General features: G+C 41.6%; 15 protein-coding genes. All 15 read left to right on the top strand.

Going from position 1 to position 16,495, the window contains the following annotated elements; all coding sequences use genetic code 11:
- Window positions 1-1,353: collagen-like triple helix repeat-containing protein (locus tag AC58QO_RS31605; protein WP_497272630.1), on the top strand; the 1,353-nt coding region annotated here is incomplete at its 5' end.
- 358 nt (window positions 1,354-1,711) lie between these two features.
- The gene (locus AC58QO_RS31600) at window positions 1,712-2,044 is read left to right on the top strand and encodes a hypothetical protein (RefSeq protein ID WP_497272628.1); all 333 of its coding nucleotides are present in this window, start codon (window positions 1,712-1,714) and stop codon (window positions 2,042-2,044) included.
- Between the two features lie 830 nt (window positions 2,045-2,874).
- Window positions 2,875-3,237, top strand: a complete 363-nt coding sequence (locus AC58QO_RS31595; protein ID WP_497272626.1) for a hypothetical protein — start codon at window positions 2,875-2,877, stop codon at window positions 3,235-3,237.
- A 363-nt stretch (window positions 3,238-3,600) separates the two neighbouring features.
- Window positions 3,601-4,806: a hypothetical protein gene (locus tag AC58QO_RS31590; protein ID WP_497272624.1), complete on the top strand. Its 1,206-nt coding sequence runs from the start codon at window positions 3,601-3,603 to the stop codon at window positions 4,804-4,806.
- 812 nt (window positions 4,807-5,618) lie between these two features.
- Window positions 5,619-7,187, top strand: a complete 1,569-nt coding sequence (locus tag AC58QO_RS31585) for a hypothetical protein (RefSeq protein ID WP_497272622.1) — start codon at window positions 5,619-5,621, stop codon at window positions 7,185-7,187.
- Window positions 7,188-8,020: 833 nt separating this feature from the next.
- Complete coding sequence (locus AC58QO_RS31580; protein WP_497272620.1) at window positions 8,021-9,154, top strand: hypothetical protein; 1,134 nt, start codon at window positions 8,021-8,023, stop codon at window positions 9,152-9,154.
- 259 nt (window positions 9,155-9,413) lie between these two features.
- Window positions 9,414-10,259: a hypothetical protein gene (locus AC58QO_RS31575; protein WP_497272618.1), complete on the top strand. Its 846-nt coding sequence runs from the start codon at window positions 9,414-9,416 to the stop codon at window positions 10,257-10,259.
- A 293-nt stretch (window positions 10,260-10,552) separates the two neighbouring features.
- Complete coding sequence (locus AC58QO_RS31570; protein ID WP_497272616.1) at window positions 10,553-10,879, top strand: winged helix-turn-helix domain-containing protein; 327 nt, start codon at window positions 10,553-10,555, stop codon at window positions 10,877-10,879.
- Between the two features lie 229 nt (window positions 10,880-11,108).
- The gene (locus tag AC58QO_RS31565) at window positions 11,109-11,324 is read left to right on the top strand and encodes a hypothetical protein (protein WP_497272614.1); all 216 of its coding nucleotides are present in this window, start codon (window positions 11,109-11,111) and stop codon (window positions 11,322-11,324) included.
- A 404-nt stretch (window positions 11,325-11,728) separates the two neighbouring features.
- Complete coding sequence (locus tag AC58QO_RS31560; RefSeq protein WP_497272612.1) at window positions 11,729-12,241, top strand: hypothetical protein; 513 nt, start codon at window positions 11,729-11,731, stop codon at window positions 12,239-12,241.
- Complete coding sequence (locus tag AC58QO_RS31555; protein WP_497272610.1) at window positions 12,219-12,812, top strand: hypothetical protein; 594 nt, start codon at window positions 12,219-12,221, stop codon at window positions 12,810-12,812. Before AC58QO_RS31560 ends, AC58QO_RS31555 begins: the two co-directional genes overlap by 23 nt.
- A 431-nt stretch (window positions 12,813-13,243) precedes the next feature.
- Complete coding sequence (locus tag AC58QO_RS31550; RefSeq protein ID WP_497272608.1) at window positions 13,244-14,305, top strand: hypothetical protein; 1,062 nt, start codon at window positions 13,244-13,246, stop codon at window positions 14,303-14,305.
- A 17-nt stretch (window positions 14,306-14,322) separates the two neighbouring features.
- Complete coding sequence (locus AC58QO_RS31545) at window positions 14,323-15,576, top strand: toprim domain-containing protein (RefSeq protein WP_497272606.1); 1,254 nt, start codon at window positions 14,323-14,325, stop codon at window positions 15,574-15,576.
- 114 nt (window positions 15,577-15,690) lie between these two features.
- Window positions 15,691-15,867, top strand: a complete 177-nt coding sequence (locus AC58QO_RS31540) for a hypothetical protein (protein WP_497272604.1) — start codon at window positions 15,691-15,693, stop codon at window positions 15,865-15,867.
- 184 nt (window positions 15,868-16,051) lie between these two features.
- Window positions 16,052-16,360 carry a hypothetical protein gene (locus AC58QO_RS31535; protein ID WP_497272602.1) on the top strand — a complete coding sequence of 103 codons (309 nt, stop codon included), beginning with the start codon at window positions 16,052-16,054 and terminating at the stop codon, window positions 16,358-16,360.
- The last annotated feature ends 135 nt before the right edge of the window (window positions 16,361-16,495 follow it).

The following is a 16,495-nucleotide window of genomic DNA, read 5'->3' as shown; positions in this document are numbered from 1 at the left end:
GGACCGACAGGGCCAACAGGACCGACAGGGCCAACAGGACCGACAGGGCCAACAGGACCGACAGGGCCAACAGGACCGACAGGGCCAACAGGACCGACAGGGCCAACAGGAGAGACTGGGGCGACTGGAACGACAGGAGCAACAGGGGCGACTGGAACGACAGGAGCAACAGGAACGACTGGAACGACTGGGCCAACAGGACCGACTGGAGCGACAGGACTGACAGGACCAACTGGAACGACTGGACCGACAGGGCCGGCGGGGCCGACAGGACCGACAGGAGCGACAGGACTGACAGGACTGACAGGACCGACAGGAGCGACAGGACTGACAGGACTGACAGGACCGACAGGACCGACAGGGCCGACGGGGCCGACGGGGCCGACGGGGCCGTCGGGGCCGACGGGGGCCACTGGAACGACTGTGGCGACTGGAACGACTGGGGCCACTGGGGCGACTGGGACGACTGGGGCGACTGGAACGACTGGGGCGACTGGAACGACTGGGGCGACTGGAACGACTGGGGCGACTGGGGCGACTGGAACGACTGGGGCGACTGGAACGACTGGGGCGACTGGGGCGACCGGGGCGACCGGGGCCACTGGGGTGACTGGAACGACTGGAGCGACTGGGGCGACTGGAGAGACTGGGGCGACTGGAACGACGGGAGCGACTGGGGCGACTGGAGAGACTGGGGCGACTGGAGAGACTGGGGCGACTGGACCGACGGGAACGACGGGAACGACTGGACCGACGGGGCCGACAGGACCGACAGGACCGACAGGGCAGACGGGGCCGACGGGGCAGACTGGACAAACGGGGCAAACGGGGCCGACTGGACCAACAGGGCTGACGGGGCCGACTGGACCAACAGGGCCGACAGGGCAGACTGGACCGACGGGACCGACGGGATCAGGGCAAACAGGGCCAATGGGACCGAAAGGGGAGCGAGGAGAAATTGGAGAACCCGGTAAAATTATCAAAATAGTCAAAATTATTAAGATAATAAAAGTGGTCAAACCAAAGAAAGAGAAACCGGGAATGAAGTGTAAACCGTCACCACTTCTACTCAAGTCATGGAAACGTTTAAAATGCAGCTTGGAAGAAATGAAGCTCAAGAAAGCCGTCTATGAAGAATTGAATAGCCTCCTAGTCCGAACGGGAGAAAACATCAAATGTTGTAAGTTAGTCTTTGCCAAGGCAAATATGGTTAAGTTCATTCGTTTAATTAGTTATTTAATTGAAAATGATGAACTTTCCGTTACAAAAGGGCGGAAATTATCGAGACAGGCGAAAAGCTTTTTGAGTCGACTTACTTCCCAGACCCGCTCTACCAAGAAAAGTAATATTTGACTAGACATTTTCCTTATCTTGAATAATTATCCCAGCAATGAAAACCGAAACTCAATGGCTGCCTTCAAACGAGGGTAGCCATTTTTAATAGGTGTGGTACAAATTAGCCCTTCGGAATGCTCCACTGGCTCTAATATTAGAGTCATTTAATAGAAACCACGTGCACTTTGGCCAAAATAGAACATAGAAAATATAACTCAACATGTTAACATTTGTAAACAAATTACTTTGATTAAATAACTTTATTTCAATGCAACTGGATAAAATTTAACGGGAGTTTACTTAAATTAATGAATTTAATTCTAATTTGAAAATGAACGGTAGCAAAAATTTTGTATGTTTTCAAGGTATAGATTAAATGACTTTATTTCATCTCGCCAGCTCTAAAGAGTTTCCTTATTGGATGGAAGTCCAGCAGGAAGGAGGCGCGGCTATGCCGTTGCTTCACGGATGCCATTGGATAACTTCAAATTGCCTGAACCTCCCGAAGCATCGTAGACCAACGATCGAACAGGTCATCGGTAAGGACTGGGTGAATCGTGCGGAGTTCAGTGAAATCGGCGGATCCGTTATGGAGGGATTGTTGAATAAATCGGTCAATAACAACTTTCAAGCAGACAAGAACTATACGTTAGTAAAGCCCAAAGATGTGCGTATGGCCGCCATCGTGGCATCATACAGCAATATATAGGTGACCAGCAGAACTATGGACACATTAAAGCACTTGAGCAAGTTCTTTATGAATTCTCAGAACTGACTTATATTTCACTAGTCTCATTCACAATGCGATGTCGCTTCAGTATCGATCCAGAATTGCGTAAAATAGAATCCAATGAACTGATTGTTTATGATACCGAACTTTCTGAGTTTATTAATCGAAAGATAAATCGGATACGGGCAACTTCAGATAAACCATTCCTGACTAGTGACCAAGTTCAAAGGAATTTTGAAATTATTCAAAACTCAAACATAACAGACATCGGAAAAAGAGCAGAACATATTAGCCGGGCAAAGGAACAATCAAAGTGAGGTATATACCGGAGGAGGTTGAATAGCGAGTAAACTCTTTATTTAAGTCCAATTAGGTTGTATAATGTGGATATTACGAATTACATTGATTGTCCTTGTCGTTACATTTTCGGCAAGGAATGAGACGGATATCTAGTAGATAACCATTTGAACAGGGTGTAGTCACAGGAGACCATTGGAACATACGAACACCGTATGTTTTTTGCGTTCTCCTGTTTTTTTATGCCCAAAAACGAGGAGGAATTGGAATGCTAAGAGGAGACGGATATCTATTTTTTTGATAGCCATTTGAACAGGGCATATTCACAGGAGACCATTGGAACATACGAGATGCGTATGTTTTTTTTGCGTGCTCCTGTTTCTTTATGCCCAAGGAGGAAGTTGGAACATTGTTTCAAGGTTACGGGTGGTTAAACCTCCTACTGAATTAAAAAATCTTTGGATGCTTCCGATAGCAAGAGTTTAATCTAAAAGCAAAATGGAGGTTATGGAATGACTTATATAAATTTCATTTTCGAAAAACAGGTTTTGGTGGTGCGGAAGCTTGTGATTTTTCAGATGCTGTGCGCCATATTAACGGTGCTATCGAGTGAAAAAATCCGTCTATATACGACGCGCAACAACGGTATATCTATACGTAGTCCGCGCATTCTCCCAACATGGTATGACTCAAAAAAGGCGATCATGCTGGAGAAGCAAGGGAAGGATCTCGTTTACGTGGATATTCCATTGAGTCTGCTATTTACAGGGGAACATCCTGTTTACTTTCCTTATCTCGGCAGCTTCCGATACAAATTGATGGGGACAGGACTACGTTACGCTAAACGGAGTTGCCGTACATTGCGAGTGGCTTAATTCGTACAAAAATTGGTGGTAATTCGAAATAAAATACAGGAGGAATTTTGAAATGGGTAAATCTACACGTTCGGGTGGACTGCAACGAAAAGGGTAACAGAAGATTCGATCGCGGTTTCATTGGATCAATCTGGACAAGTTGGATTTATGTTTTGATTCTTTGTTGATCGGAACAGCTGCATTAACGCTATCGTAAACAAAGCTCACAAGGAAATGATCTGTACCTTGTGGTCTTTATTTTACGATAGAAATAAATTCATACCTGTAGGTAATTAAAACCACTTCTAAGGAGTGACATAGACGATGCTATCTTTACAGAGTACAATAAAGGTAATAAACCTTACTGAGGTGAAACCACAAACAATGAAAAAGAAAATAGAGAAAGTGATCGATAAGGAAGGTCCTTATTTGCTCACACAAGTGGATCTGATGAAAATGAAAGGTCTTCACTCGGACGAGATCGATGAAAAGATCGTCATCGAAACGGACGCTCGTACCGGAAAGCTCATTCACTTTTATACTTCTGAATTACGTGAAGCGGCGCTCGAGTTGGAACGCGAAGAAACAGATCTAGATAAAAAAATCTTACAACAACAAAAAAACAACGAAAGCATTCATCAAGAAGACCTTGAGCACTTACGCTTGCTGAATATGAAAGTACGAATTCTCAATAATGCTATGGCAAAGAAAAAAATGGCCATTAAGAGAAATACAAATCATCCTCTAGAGAATACGTTGGTGCAATATCCATTTGTCTCCTCATCATATCCAACTCTGTCTAAATTGGAAAAGCTGAAAAAAGATGGTGTTTTAATACAATACCGTAATGGTTACAAGCGGCTTTCATATCGGAATGACAAAGGTAAACTGCTTAACACTTTTGATGAACTGACACTACTTGGCCTTGGTTCTCTTTGGCAGAAAAACGGAAGATTGCAGGAGTTCCCGTTTGATTTTAAAGAGCTAGCTGCTGAAATGTTTATCGTCGATCCTTCCGGTGGCGACTACACCAATATCCTTAACTCATTGAATAATCTGTACGCAACTTCATTCGTAACAGAACTGTACATGGATGAACAAGGGCTGATCCGCGAAGGGATCGAATATGAGCATATTTTCGCAAAATTAGCTTTACATGGGAAAGCAGGGCGCGAGCGTTCAGCTACGATTATTTTTGCTAATGACATTCATAAAAACCTGCTGGCTGGCAAATATACAAATGTTAATCTACTTCTACTTAATGACTTTGAAAATAATACAACAAAAGCACTATATCCATTTATTTTATCAGTTTTACAGACGCCTAGCGATCGATATGTGCTCGAGATGGATAGACTTATACAACACTGCCAAATTGATGATCAAAACCAGTCGAAGGCTCGTACAATTATCATGCGAGCATTTGAAGAGTTTGCCTCTTATGAAGTACTTTCATCTCCAAAGCTAAGAAAAATGGGCGACCAATACTTTGTTTATTTTGACCCAGTTCAGTCTGAGCATGAATTAATCGAATTAAACGAGGGTGAACTAATTGAATCAAACGAGAGTGAAGTGAACTTATTAGGCTAAGAAGAAAAGGATTTCAGCTAATGTTGGTCTACCCTGTGTGTAAATTGGCATACCAATTGAAATCATTGAATGGTGGGTAACTACTGTTTTGCATACATGATAAGTAGCAGCTTGGAGGAACGGTATCCTCACTAGAGCGATCTCAGCGTAATGCGTTGAGATCGTCTTTTTTTAAAAAAATTTCCCTTACCTAGTAATTTTGAAAAATATTTTTATATATTTAATAGACTATTATGCAAAAAAATACCCTGTTATCCGAAAAAATATACCCTGTTATCCGAAATATACTTTGTTATCCGAAAAATAATACCCTGTTATCTGATATATACCTTAATATCCGGTAAAATATACCCCGTTATTCGAAATATACCCTGTTATTCGAAATATACCCTGTTATCCGAAATATACCTTGTTATCCGAAAAAATGTACCCTGTTATCCCGTGAAACATACCCTCATATCCGATTGCCTAATTGAATAACTCGTGATATTGTCGAAAGGTGGAAGTAATCTTTTCCATTTTTCGGATTCCTTTACAAAGTAAAAAAGCCTCCAAGTTGGCGCTTGGAAGCTTCGAATTTGTTACTGATTCGTGGTTTTGGCGAACCACCTTCGGGAGTCTAATCTAAGTTGGAATTACCCAGCTCTTTGGTCTGGCAACCAAGAACCTAAAATAAAAAAATCAGCGCTCATCCCATTTTTAAAAATGGAGTCTTGAGGGCTTGCTTTCTTATTGCCTTGTTACTTCTTATTATACCAATTAGAGCGACATGTTTTCAATAGAGATATTCAAATGAAAGGAGGTGAGTTTTGATGATTTTAGCTAATCGCCGCAGTCTTACACTAGGTCTGCCAACGGATCCCGTTGTGCTTTCAGTCTCCTTTATGAATGCTCTATTTAACATCGAGTTACAGTATGGCTCAGGTGAAACCTTTTTGGTGAACGCCACGGGCGGAGAGCGATCGTACTTACTTCACCATCTAACGCAATCGGATCTGCAACTGGCTATCATTTTACAGAAAATCTGTAACACGGTAGGGAATATTGCAGATATCCGTGCTTTGGCCAATATTTACGACCGCTTAACTGAATATTTTGTACAACCAGTATGCACAAGTCAATTCTATGCATCCTTCGAAAAATTTAAAAAGCTGGGTCTTGTGAACATTGAGAAGCATGTAGAAGCTGGCTTATTTTCTGTAAAGCTACAACATTACATACAAGAAGGCACGGGCAAGATCGGTTACCACATCAAAGCTCACCCCTTTGTCTTTGGTGATGCATTCAGTTCTCTTACGCTTAGAGAGCAAAAGATCTTTTTATCTTTTTACTTACAACAAGGCGTCAAAGCATCAGAACAAAAATTATCTTTCCGCGTATTCGATTCTACAAAAAGTACAGATATTCAGTACCAAGACATAACTCTATTCCTTCACGCGAACACCACACATGTCCGAGACACGATTGAATCACTAAGAACGAAAATCATCTTTGGTGATGAGGCGTGTTTTTCAAAAGTCTTTTATGAGAAGTCTGGTAGAAACTTTGAAAAAGTGTTCGTTCTCGTGAATCCAAAGCTGTATAAGGTTGAACAAGTTTCGGAGTATCATGATCCCATTCCATTAAAGGTGACTTATAAAAGAAAGGCAAACTTTGTTTCCCGTGTACTTAACGAGTATATGATCTCAGAGGTAGAGGGCTATAAAAATGGCGTTGAGTTTACGAAAATGGTTCGTCTACTCAAAACGGCCAGCTCTGGAGAGATCAGATATGTAGTGAAGAAACTTTCAAGTAAACTTCTTATGAGGGAAGCTTATCCTAACCACGTTGTGACCCTTATCAAAGATGAGCTTCGTTCACGTACTAAAATACGTACGATGGCGCTAGCTAATCAGTATGGTATCGATGCTCTAGTGACAGCCGGCTGCGACGAAATTGAGGATAAGGAAACTAGAGAGTATGAGTTTGCTTCATCGTTATCCGTGTATAGCCAGCGTGAGATCAAGGCCATTTTTGCTGAAATCTCTTCGCAGATCCGCAATCGCTATCTGGTTCCCGCTTCGAGAAAATCTTTGAACTATCGATACGATAGTCGACTCGATGGGTTTAGTGGCATCACTTCGGTACGGATGTCCGCTCAGCGGCAATTCAAAGAGCCGCTTCAATACCTATTTCTCGAACAGAACACAGCTGATGCATGTCTCAAAAATACGATAACAGCGGCGGATAAGCAGGATTCGATGACTTATAGTAGACAGGTCATAGAACAACTACTCGAAAAACTTAAGAATCTACCCGACATATCCTTCGTTCCATCTGTTCCTCCTGGTTTCCGATTGGAAGATGAGATTCTTTCGTATAAACGTCAATTAGTCGGCTAGTATACCCCTATCCTGTAAAAAGGAAGGGGTATTTGTGCTGTCTTATCGAGTATCCGTGTCTTCAAAGACCGTCACGGTGCAACGCTGCCAGCTCTGATCGCTGCTGTTTTGAATAGATCTCACCTAAAACCGAAGATCTCTAATCATTGTTAAATGTAAAAAGCAAAATCTGGAGTGGGTATATTAATATAGCATCGTTTCATAATTAGTGAGTCAAGCTGTAGTAGATTGTTAAAAACAAAATTCTTTTTGTGGGTTCACTTTATAACAGCCTAATTTTGTGGATAAATATCCCCTTCATTTCTTGAAACTAGGGGGACTGACGGACAAATAGATGGGCATTCAAAACATCTTTGATTTAGTAAATTTAACGTGATATGCTTTTTGTTTCTTACAATTTAGCTCTGTTACCATCTATGGTTTTATAAACACAAAAAACCGCGAAGCTATACTACGTCTAGTCTCTAGCCCTCCTATAAAAGAAAGGATTATATCTTATTAAAGGGTTACTATATATAAGTTTATATTAGAAAGAAGCATTATATATTCTCAAATTTATTGTTTTCTTGTGAAGATTAAATAGTACAATCACACAGAGACAATGAATTCCCAGTGAAGTCGGTTAAATATGACTTGGAATATGCGCTCGTTAAAGCCTATCCGCTGGATTACAGAGCTTCGATTCTGGGTATCTACGAAAAAAGGGATTCGAATCAAGCAAGAAGAAGTAGATTGTAAGAAATGTTAAATACCAATGTTCCTCTAGTCATTTGCTTAAGGTGTAATTTGGTTGTGGTGACTGTTAGAAAATGAAATCGGAAAAGGAGCCCCACATGAATCGTTCCCAACATTTTGATATTAAAGACCATCGGAAGCCGTATGATGTGCTTACAAAATGGTTTATAAATAAGGAAAAACAAAGGATCAAAAAGAAAAAGCAAGAGAAGAACACTGAGATTGGGTATCAGGATATGAGGAAATACATTTATGAAGGTTATAGTCAGGTGGGAAGTGCAACTAAATATAATAATTTCAATGTGCCTGCTGGATACGATGATGAAGAAGATAATGAAGATATAGCTAAAGAAAAATTCAGGAGACATCTCAGTTATTTAAATAATGGTAGAAAAGGTAATATCAATTACTCATTTGTTACATTTGCCGACTTTCGTCAATGCGACCCGAACGGAAGTTATGGCAAAAACGAAAAAGATGAATTTTTATGTTCGTGTCGCAACGCTACATATGTAGGCAAATGCATTCACTATTTCTTTTATCACATGGAACTTCTGAAGGAGGGTTGTATTTTCAAAGGTCTGCACAAGGGTCTCGATAAGGAACTTAGTTTGATTAAATCACAGATCGAAGAATATATTAAAGCGGATGCTTCTGAGGATTCATTGTATAAACAGGAACAAACCAACGTAGAAGAACAGAAACAAACCATCGTGAATGAACAGAAACAATCCGTCGTAAAATTGGTAAAGCTCAGAGATGTCATGAACCAGTTTCTTGACGATTTATCTTGTATACAAACGGATCTTTGTGAAGATTATGATGCCTACTGGTGTTCCTTACGTGAGGCATACCAAGAAGTGAATTCTCTCTCTAACCGATATATCCTGGCCGGTAAACGTGAGCAATTCCTTCTCGATACAAATGGTGGAGCTCTTAATTTCCTATCCGTTGTCGAATCTATACTGGAACAAAAGGTTTATGTTTTCTCAATGGTATGGGAGGAAGCCGGAGCACCAAAATTAAAGATAATACACGCTCCCAATATGCACTTTGCTCTGAAATTGATCATGGAAGTCATTGATCGTGAAGACTTCGAGCCTGGAGTGGACGGATATCCATATACTATATCCATCTCCAATGATGAAGGAGTGTTCGAGTACACTATTGACTCCGAAGAATCGATTAGTCAAAAATTTAGTTATCTACTCTCTAAAATTCCACTCTCCTAAGGGTGGTTTTTTTGTTTGCCATCTGATGAACTGATGAATACAACTGATGAAATGATGAAATCAACAAATCTAGTCTAACCAGTATTATAATTAGCGTACACCCACGAGAGGAGGAATAATTGTCCGCACAACGTACTTTTTTGAATTAGGTCATGAGGGTTCCATAACGTGCGACATCCCTAAAGAAGCGTTTGCTTACTTCTATCGACGCTTTAACAAGATGGTCATCACACTGTACGGAAAGGAAGGTACGTCGTTGTTGTCAATCTCCAAAGTCTCGGACTATTTCGAGGTTGTCCAGGAATATGAGTTGTCCTTTGAATCCAATTCTTCAGTTCCTAACAACATTTTGGTCGCCAAAATAGAACTTTCTAAAGGAGACGTGAGCTCATTGTTGCAGAATCGACCTCTGAACGGGCAGAACTCTGATGCGATGACCACCTTATCACTACTGATAGACCAGACGGTGCAGCGGCTGCAGTTACAAGATTGTGTGCCGCATCAGATCGTATCCTTCGGCTTCATCTACTGGTACAGCGCGCTGAAGGACAAGAACATTTTTCACGAAGCATTTGTATCGGCGCTGAGTGATCTACAGGATGAGATGCATGTGTTTTGGGAAGAAGATTACGATTTTGTGGAAGGGTGGAGCTTGAATTCTCGGTTTCCATTGAGTCGAAGCGAGCAGGAAATGGAGATGCTTTTGCAACAATCTCAATTGTTTGGCTTGCTCAGAGATTATTGGCATGGCGTGGTGCAAGTCGTCGATGATCTTCATCGCTATACATCCCTACTTCACCAGTTGTGTACCGAGATTCGGAAAAGTAAATATACACTCGGTGTTGTGTGGGGCCCTCTTCTTCGTTCCCCTAAAACAGATACAAAGCAAAAGCACATACTTTTGCAGGTGATAGCTCTGACTGATTTGTGGGAAGTTTGGTTTCGCCACATTGCAGATATAGGAGAGCTACCATATGGAGACGAAGATGACTTGCAGGAGCACATCATGACGTTCGTCGGTTGTAACTTAAAGCTTCTTCCATCCCTTGAGCCGTCAGAGGGGAGTCTTCATCCGGTTGACCTTTGGGAACTTCTGGATTCGTGAATTTGATGAGGATATTTAATTATGATGAATCGTCAAGGAAAACGGTTATGAGTTTCTATAATGGAGCCGAACCACAACCAAACTACAGGAGGTAATCATTTTATGTTCAAGCTTTCATGCACTTGCGGTGCCTCGAGTAACCTAACGTTTAAGAGTAGAGGCCTTACAAAGCACAAGGATATCCAGATGGAGGGACCCGTCCAGCTTTATATCAACAATTCCTACAATATAGAACTGCTGTCTTGTGAGGCTTGCGGAAAGGAACTATCTATCGAAGAGGGGGGCACTCTATAATGATGGATATCAAACTTCCCGATCAAAGTGCAATAGAATTTCAACTGGCACTCCATATGCACGAGCTCTTTATCCATGGCGGGCGGCCCCTCTCCACAGAGGAAGCCTACGAGGTCATTACCAAGAAGTTTAATTTAACCGAGGACCATCGGAATACTCAGTATGAATCGGGGCGAAACCAGTTAGTTGCGATTGTTGGGTACGCCAAAAACAATTTACGCTCGAACGGGGTAATTAAGCAAATCGATAGGGATCAGTGGGTACTTACGGAGAAAGGGAATCAAAAGATGGAAGAGCTTAGAGCAATGGTAAAGATTAGAACATAAATTGTGCGTTGATCTTGCCGCGGAAGACTACTGCAACCAGCAACCTCGTCTGCAAAGACGTAGGATTACAAAAAATAGGTTTTTGTACATACGTTAGAAGGTACTTTACAACCTATATGAAATTTTGTTATATTATTTACAAATAATAACAAAAAAGCAGGAGCACTGCTTATTCCATTGAAGGGATAAGTACGTGCTTTTTTTGTTTTTAAAAACAGGAGGATATAACATGCAAAAGAAATCTACAATCTTATCGACTGATTCGCAACTAAAATGCTGCATCTCAAATGAAGTAAATATTGAAGTATGGATAAAAGATTTTTGCGACTACACTGGGAAAATCATAAATTATTCTGATGAAATAATAAAAGTGGAGGATGGATATTTCTTGAGGGAGTATTGTTTGATCAAGACCAAAGAGAATATTTTCAAGCGAATAGTTTAATCCAAAGCATTCTATAAATCATATAGCGCTATAGCCCCTTCATTTTCTAATGAAAATGGTGTAGCTCTAAGGGCGACACCGTTTGTTATTTCTTTACGACTTTTGGTACGCCGATCCTGGCAGAGTTTTTTGTCATAATTGCGGCAAGTTTCATTGCTTGTTCCTTTGTTATACCGTTGGTTGCCATAATAAAAATTCCTCCTCATAGAATAATAGATTACTATCTATCATCGACTATTCGATTAAGACTTATACATTGTATTTTGGGCTGTCAAACTTTTTTGATAGAGGGAGTTCTACTTGAAAGACTTCCACATATACTTGTCCTAAAGAGTTGGAAAAATGGAATTATGGAATTATGGGCTCACCAATAAAACGGTATCGTTAAGAAGGAGACTGAGACAATGAGCAACAGTCTTAATTCATTATTCACAACATTTGCAGATCCCGTTCCTGTGGTTAAGAAGCCGTCAACTCAATCACAGGACGTTAAACCAATAACTACAAAGAAAGCCCCCAAAGATGCTAAACAACGCGTTAGAATGGAACGATCGGATAAAAAGAAGGATATAAAGTTTCCAGTCACTCCAGAGCAGAGACAGGAGTTACGTCGACTAGCTAAAGAGTTACGAATAGAAAACCGTGATCCAAGCAAGAAGTATGAAACGATTTCGAATACGAATGTGCTGAAAAAAGCGCTCGATCGTTATAACGTCTTTCCCGAAAAGTTCCCGCCACTTGTGTACAACGACACTGGACAATATATGCATGTTGAGCCTTTACTGCGTGACTTTGAAATCATTGAAGAACTCGCAATGAAGTGGAATTTATCCATAAGGAAAACGGTGTACAGATTAATCATGAATATCATATATCGAGCGGAGGTAGATTCGGATGCATATCGAGCAGGCAAATAAAAGACTCGTTGGCAATATAGGGGGTTTATCATGGAGCTCTTTATTTAAGAGTAAAAAGAGTTTCGAGCGTATCAACATTCGTGCCGAAGAAATTGATTTTAAACGAGCAGAGGTTTTTATCAGCGACATTAATGACAAGACTAATGGGGCTTTTGCAAACCTAAATGTTGAGCATTTGGTTCATATTCTATATACGGACTTCATCGTGCAGATAAGAGAAAACCTTAATGAAGTGAAAATTAACGCACATACGGTTACGATGGAAGACACTGTTCGCGGATTGCTAGAGAAGCGGAGGATACATTTTCCTCGGAAGAAGAGAGATGAAAGTGGTAATCACTACATAGCTCCAAAACGATGGGCGCAAATGGAGGTGCAGCTACGGCGCGAGAGTGCACAAAGGGGGGAAGTATTTTTGTATGACGCAGGTTCAATTTTCCCGGAGTTTGAAATGTCGCTTGCCGAATTAATGTCAATTCTATTTGTTGATTTTATCGCCCAATTGCGTAGAGGTAATCAGCAGGTGTTGATCAATGCGCTTTTGGATCGTTTATATTCACATAATTTTTGATAGCGAGAGGATGGAAAAATCGGGAAGTTCTTGAGACTACAGGATTTTCCAAGTAGTGTTGGTACATCGGGAAATCTCCTATGGATTGATTCTTTACCAATTTTTGATCAGATGCTATACTCTATTTATTACGTATTACATTATTTTTTTCTTTGTCGTCACCTATTCGACGAAGAATGGGAATGTTTGAATGGCAAATGATTCAAATGCTTATTCAGGCAAATTAGCACTGTAAATGGAAGCTCAAAGGACATACGCTACCCGTATGCCCTTTTTTTGATTCCATTTTTCGGTAAAAGACGCTTGCAATACGAAGCGTCTTTTTTTTATTGGTTGGTAATTTGAAGATAAGGAGTGATGGTCTTGGATCCATGATCAGCATGCAAGGAGCTGGAGGTAATTCAAAAATAATTGTTTGGAGGAATGCGAAAATGAGCAGAGATCAAAACCCTTACTTAGCGGGCGAAGAAAGTACGAATGTGTTAAAGATTGCTTTGGAAAAACGGAAGTTGGCGCACGACCACATTGAAGCGGTCTATAAGTCAGTTCCTGCTGAGTATCACAAGCATATTCGTCTGCTATCACAAAAGGAAAAGATTTTTGACAAACAGTTCACTCTTGGACCAGATCTTCGGGAAAAGGGACTGCATTCTTATTACGGAAAAACATACATAGAGACATTCAGGCCGTATGTTGACGTTGAGGGCAGGATTTCTCAAATGATCGATGTACATAAGCAGCACGCTGCAACGTACACGCTCGACACGTATGCGGAACAGATTCACGATTATTGGGTCATCACTTGCACATTTGAGGGTTTGAACAAGTATGGGCAAGCGTTTAAGACGAAGGAACGCGCCGTTATTGGTTTTGGCGGTACTGGAGTTGATGCCACTAATCCGATTGAAAATGCATCCACAAGTGCAGTTGGGCGAGCATTGTCTCACGGCGGCTATGGGAACATTGGATCAGGGTTGTCCTCATACGAAGATGTTTATATGGCAATTACTCGGCAGAAAGCGCTTGAGAACTTAAAGGAAAATGGTAAGGGATCTGGTGGTTCAAACGGACAACAACCGACAGGCGAATCAGACCAAGCTGGTACGCATGCTAATCGAAGTCAGCAACAATCGCAAGGACGCGAGCAATCTTCGAATAGAAGCGAGCAGCAGCAGTCATCTACGTCGATGGATCGTTACCAATCCCAACAGAGATCACAGTCGCAACCTGAACGTTCGAATAATCAAAGTAATTTGAATAGCGAACAATCTCAGGGTAATTCGGAGGATGCAGATGAATTACGCAGAGAGAAAAATAAATTGGTTAGCCGATTGATGGATCAAACCAAGGGATGGCCAGAAGCAACCATAAAAACAAAGGTGCAAACGTTGCTTAAAATCAATTGGAACAGCCGGTTTAACAGTCTTAACGTAGGTCAGCTGCGGATAATCGAAGAGAACTTAAAAGTGGAGAAACGAACTCAGGCATCGTAAAGGAAGAGGTTGAGGAAATGAAGCTTCGAAAGACAAAGCACGCAGGATGGTTTGAGATCATGACGTCTTGCCCAATATGCGGTCAAAAGGGATGGTGTCGCATTAATCACGAGCAAACCATCGTTTACTGTATGAGGGTACCGTCAGATGACCATTTCGATTCGGTCATAGGACGTCAATTCCGTCATTACTTGGATCCTAATGCTGTCTCAAAAACGAAGGCTGAGATCGAAGTGAGTAACGCTGTCGAAAAGAAGCAGGATCACCATCTCAATCGTGCTTATCGTGCCTTGACCAAAGAGCTCCCGTTATCCTCATTCCATTCTGAACATTTGCGAAATGCCCGTCATATGACCGATGAAGCAATTCGGTTGCGTGAGTATCGAACAATGCCTACACAAGATCGGTTTAAGATTGCCAAAGGTGTTATCAACCGATTGAGTGATCAAAGTGACCTGTTGGGCGTCCCTGGCTTCTTTTGTGCCGAGGGACGCTATGGTCCTTACTGGACAATGTCTGGTGGTACGGGTTTAATGATCCCGTTTCGTTCGATTACAAACGAGATTTCGGGTTGGCAGATAAGGGTGGATCAACCGCCTCTTGAATTGGCGATGAAGGGTCATATAAGAGGAAAAATCTTGGAGGAACTCGCTCATGATGCAAATGGAAAACGACGGGCAAAGTGCTCGCTGCTTATCCAGGATAAAATGCTAGTGGTCGAGCTTACGGAGAAAATGAAGAAAGAGTGCTTCTCGGAATCAGGCCAGTTTGTTTTCAGTGTTGAGTTGAAGCAGGGACAGCGGTATTGGTGGTGGAGCAGTGGTTCAAAAGACAATGGGTCTTCCATTGGAGGCCCACTGCCAGTACACTTAGCTTTACCGCATCCATGTTTAAAGTATTGGGAAGTTGGTCAAAGAGCAGACACGCTTATCGATTTTTCGGAGGTTTGGGTAACTGAGGGATCGATCAAAGCCGATAAGGCAGCTGATGGACTGGTTAAGCCAGTTTTCGGTATTCCTGGTGTTGGAGCATTTTCACTGCTACTCGAGCCTTTAAAGAAACTGGGCTGTAAACACGTCGTCTTTGCTTATGATGCAGACGTCGTTAATACGCCTCAAGTTGAGATGGCATTGAAACATTGTGTGGAGTTTTTCGCAAAAGAAACGGATATGGCCATAAGTCTAGCGATGTGGGATATCTCCCAAGGTAAGGGAATAGATGATTTAATCGACCAAAATCTAATTCCGCAGGTCTCTAAGATCCTAGAGTAAGATGGATGATTTTTCGCAAAGAATTTCATTCGTTTTGCAATCCCAGTAGAGAGGGGACTTTTTAACACAGATTCCCCCCTCTCTCATAAAGGGGGCTGTAATAGGAGTAGTAACATGAAAAATTTAATTTCAACTAACAAGCTCAGCTCTTCTTTGTCGGCGAACGATGGACTAGAGCAATTTAACTCGTTTCTATCTCTGAATAGTTTTTTTGCTCTTTGTGAAACAACAAAATCAACGCTTTCTCGGGTAGATACCGCCCTAAGTGATGAAGAAGATACGTGGCCTTAGTTAGAACGAATTGTTGCAGTTTCTTGTCATAAAGGCGGATACTCCGAAGTATAAGCCGCGAAAAATTACGATGAATTTATTATTAATGGCTATTAAGTAGCTCACTGGAAAGAGTGTGTAGAGAACTTCCAATCTACCGCGTAAAATGTGGGAACTGATATTCGTGTTTAGGTGGTGAATGACTATGTACGGGGCTACACAAATAGAAACAACGAAGTATGTCGCGCATTACATTATGGACAGATATGGAAAAGTAATGACTCCTGAGCAGATTTACCAGAAATACCACTGGCATAAGATTGTTTGGCAAGGTTTCCACACTGATACTTATTACAAAAAGGACGGTATCTACTTCAGTTGGGATGATGCTCCGGAGCCAATAGAAGGAATGTGCACGGATATTTTTACTAAAGAGGTTCTAGAGCGGTATCATTATCGTAGCGATAAGTGGTGGGTTATCGGATCGGCTTCGCCTGTTTGTTGGAAGGAATAGAAACCTTGTTTTGCGAAATATATGACCCATCATTGGAATTGCTCGCAGAGGTTCGTGATCCGCAATTCTCTAGGCAATTTCTAAATTTTGTACTATAATAGTGGTATCAAGTCGTACTCGCCTGAAGAGGTTCGC

The organism is Paenibacillus sp. J31R30 (genome assembly GCF_059692115.1).
This window is presented reverse-complemented; position numbering and strand designations above follow the sequence as displayed.

What these genes read in the sequence shown, in the direction of transcription:
- AC58QO_RS31550 (WP_497272608.1), top strand. Translation starts at nt 13,244, where the DNA reads ATGAGCAGAGATCAAAACCCTTACTTAGCGGGCGAAGAAAGTACGAAT.
- AC58QO_RS31555 (WP_497272610.1), top strand. Translation starts at nt 12,219, where the DNA reads ATGCATATCGAGCAGGCAAATAAAAGACTCGTTGGCAATATAGGGGGT.
- AC58QO_RS31580 (WP_497272620.1), top strand. Translation starts at nt 8,021, where the DNA reads ATGAATCGTTCCCAACATTTTGATATTAAAGACCATCGGAAGCCGTAT.
- AC58QO_RS31560 (WP_497272612.1), top strand. Translation starts at nt 11,729, where the DNA reads ATGAGCAACAGTCTTAATTCATTATTCACAACATTTGCAGATCCCGTT.
- AC58QO_RS31600 (WP_497272628.1), top strand. Translation starts at nt 1,712, where the DNA reads ATGACTTTATTTCATCTCGCCAGCTCTAAAGAGTTTCCTTATTGGATG.
- AC58QO_RS31545 (WP_497272606.1), top strand. Translation starts at nt 14,323, where the DNA reads ATGAAGCTTCGAAAGACAAAGCACGCAGGATGGTTTGAGATCATGACG.
- AC58QO_RS31535 (WP_497272602.1), top strand. Translation starts at nt 16,052, where the DNA reads ATGTACGGGGCTACACAAATAGAAACAACGAAGTATGTCGCGCATTAC.
- AC58QO_RS31540 (WP_497272604.1), top strand. Translation starts at nt 15,691, where the DNA reads ATGAAAAATTTAATTTCAACTAACAAGCTCAGCTCTTCTTTGTCGGCG.
- AC58QO_RS31595 (WP_497272626.1), top strand. Translation starts at nt 2,875, where the DNA reads ATGACTTATATAAATTTCATTTTCGAAAAACAGGTTTTGGTGGTGCGG.
- AC58QO_RS31590 (WP_497272624.1), top strand. Translation starts at nt 3,601, where the DNA reads ATGAAAAAGAAAATAGAGAAAGTGATCGATAAGGAAGGTCCTTATTTG.
- AC58QO_RS31570 (WP_497272616.1), top strand. Translation starts at nt 10,553, where the DNA reads ATGATGGATATCAAACTTCCCGATCAAAGTGCAATAGAATTTCAACTG.
- AC58QO_RS31565 (WP_497272614.1), top strand. Translation starts at nt 11,109, where the DNA reads ATGCAAAAGAAATCTACAATCTTATCGACTGATTCGCAACTAAAATGC.
- AC58QO_RS31585 (WP_497272622.1), top strand. Translation starts at nt 5,619, where the DNA reads ATGATTTTAGCTAATCGCCGCAGTCTTACACTAGGTCTGCCAACGGAT.